The sequence below is a fragment of the Acidithiobacillus sp. TH-A36 genome (genome assembly GCF_057473445.1).
Map to the genome: position 1 here is coordinate 1 of NZ_JBYCKP010000502.1, position 2,355 is coordinate 2,355.

The following is a 2,355-nucleotide window of genomic DNA, read 5'->3' on the forward strand; positions in this document are numbered from 1 at the left end:
GACCATAATGGCCATGGCTACCACCAGACTGAAGGCTACCACGACGGCGGCCAGGCTTTGCGCAGCACGCCCCGGAGCGCCCCGTAATTGCAGCAGGGCCAGGCGCCAGAGACTGCTTTCAGGTAAGGGGATTAACTGGACGATAAGGCGCAGCAATGGAGCCAGCAGGAAGAGCAGGGCAAACAGCAGACAGGCAATAGCGCCATAAGCCAGATAGGGAATGCCATGAATGGCAGGGGCCATGGCCCCTCCCAGCGCCATAATCAACAGCAGAAAGCCGATGCGTGGATGTTGGCGATGGAGATGACTTTGTTCTTCTGCGCCGGCACGCAGAGCCTGGGCCGGAATGGCGCGACTGGTTTCCCATGCGGGTAAAAAGGCGCCTATCAGTGCGGCGCCCATTCCAGCTGCAAAAAATATACTCATGAGTAAGGGATGCCAATGTAATTGCAGGGCAGCGCTACTGAAATATCCTGCGCCCAAATCTCCGCCAAGATGCACCAGCGCCAATCCGGCGGTCATAACCCCCAGTGGTAATCCGAGAAGTGCACCGGGCACACCGAGCACTACGCCCTGCAGCATGACCGCCATAATGATTTCGCGCCGACGCAAACCCAATACCCGCAAAAGCGCCAGTTGCTGGCGCTGGCGCACGACCCCCATGGCGAGGGTGGCATACACCAGAAACGCCCCGGTAAATAACGCCACCAGAGAGAGTACCAGCAGATTGACGCGATAGGCTCTTGAAGCATCTGCCGCTACCCGACCCTGCTGGGCGGGACTTTCGAGAACCGCTCCCGGGGGCAGTAGTGGCCGCCACTGCTTTTCAAAAGCCTGATTGCTGATTCCGGGTTGCAGGCGCAAATCGACCTGATTGATTTCATGTCCACGGCCCCATAACCATTGCACCGCAGCAATATCCATGACACCCATTACTCCTACGCCCGGAACATCAGGAAGGGTGCCGATCACCCTGAGGCGGCGCGGTATTCCGTCCGCATTGACGGTAATGAAATCGCCTGTGTGAACATTCAACTTCTGCATAGCCGGGGAACTCAGGGCAATATTCAGCGGGTCCAGCAGGGCCAGCGGGCTGCGCAGATTCAGGGGGATCAGGGGTTGCCCCATCCTGGCGGCCTGAAAGGCATCGATTCCCAGAATCTGAAGGGGCTGTTGGTGTGCGGGTTGAATGAGGGGCGCCTGCAAATGGATTTCGGGCGCCGCTACCGCTACGTTGGGTGCCATGCTCAGACGTGCATACCAGGCGTTATTAAAACCAGGACCCGGAGCGCTGAGGGTCAGATCTGCCTGACCCGCCATATGGCGAAGCCCCGCCGAAAAATCACTGACCGCCTGCACATTGATGAGCGCAATGGCCAATCCCAAAGCCACCCCCAAGGCAATGCCGATCATGGCCAGAACGGTAGCACCCGGACGTTGTCGCAGGGGGCGCCAGACTGCAGCCCGCCAGGGAATACGCATCATCACAGGGGGTGAAATCCCTGGGCATCAAAGTGCAGTTTGCGCTGTGCCTGGTTGGCTGCGGCCTCAGAATGGGTGACCAGCAGTACGGCCGGCCCTTCCGCTTCCAGCGCGGTGTAGAGCAAATTCATGACCGATTCGGCGGATTCTGCATCCAGACTGCCTGTTGGTTCATCAGCCAGAATCATGGAAGGACGATGCACAATCGCCCGGGCGACGGCGACTCTTTGCATTTCGCCTCCGGAAAGCTCCCTGGGCCAGGCCTGCAGCCTTCCGTCAATACCCAACTGTTCGGCAAGGTGCTGAATACGCCGGGGAAGGTCCTTGCGTGGCAGACCATTGAGACGCCAGGGCAGCGCGATATTTTCAGTAACATTCAATTGCGGAATCAGGTGAAAAGCCTGAAACACAAAACCCATATGACGGCGGCGGAGCAGGGTGCGGCTGTCATCATCCATGGTGTTGAGTGCCTGATTCCGAAAATGCATTTGTCCGCCATCCGGTCGTTCCAGGCCAGCGATAATGTGCAGAAGGGTGCTCTTGCCGACGCCGCTTTCTCCCATGATGGCCACAAAATCTCCCGAACTCACCTCCAAATTAGCTTCACGGAACAACCATTTGTCATTATTGCCGGGGAGTCGTTTGGCTAAATCCTTCAAGACCAGAAGTGCGGTCACTGGAATTTTCTCCATTGTCAGGGACAAATAAGTTACCACAAGCTAGTGGAATAGTTGTCAGACGCTCAAAATCCGGGAAAATTCGTTTGTCTGTAGACTAGTATTTTCCAATCCATAAATGAGTCTGGGAAGTGGTTGTAGAGAATGCCCTGTCAACCGGTTTTCGGGGGCCGTCCATGGATCGTTTTGAATAGTC

The 2,355-nt window shown here is 56.8% G+C and carries 2 protein-coding genes; both read right to left on the bottom strand.

Annotation, left to right across the window (positions count from 1 at the left end; all coding sequences use genetic code 11):
• Window positions 1-1,485, bottom strand: a 1,485-nt coding sequence (locus AC2VLY_RS12800; RefSeq protein WP_486922405.1) for an ABC transporter permease, incomplete at its 3' end; no start/stop codon positions are given.
• On the bottom strand, window positions 1,485-2,159 hold the full coding sequence (locus AC2VLY_RS12805) for an ABC transporter ATP-binding protein (protein ID WP_193649921.1): 675 nt from the start codon (window positions 2,157-2,159) through the stop codon (window positions 1,485-1,487). The genes AC2VLY_RS12800 and AC2VLY_RS12805, both read right to left, overlap by 1 nt.
• Between the last annotated feature and the right edge of the window lie 196 nt (window positions 2,160-2,355).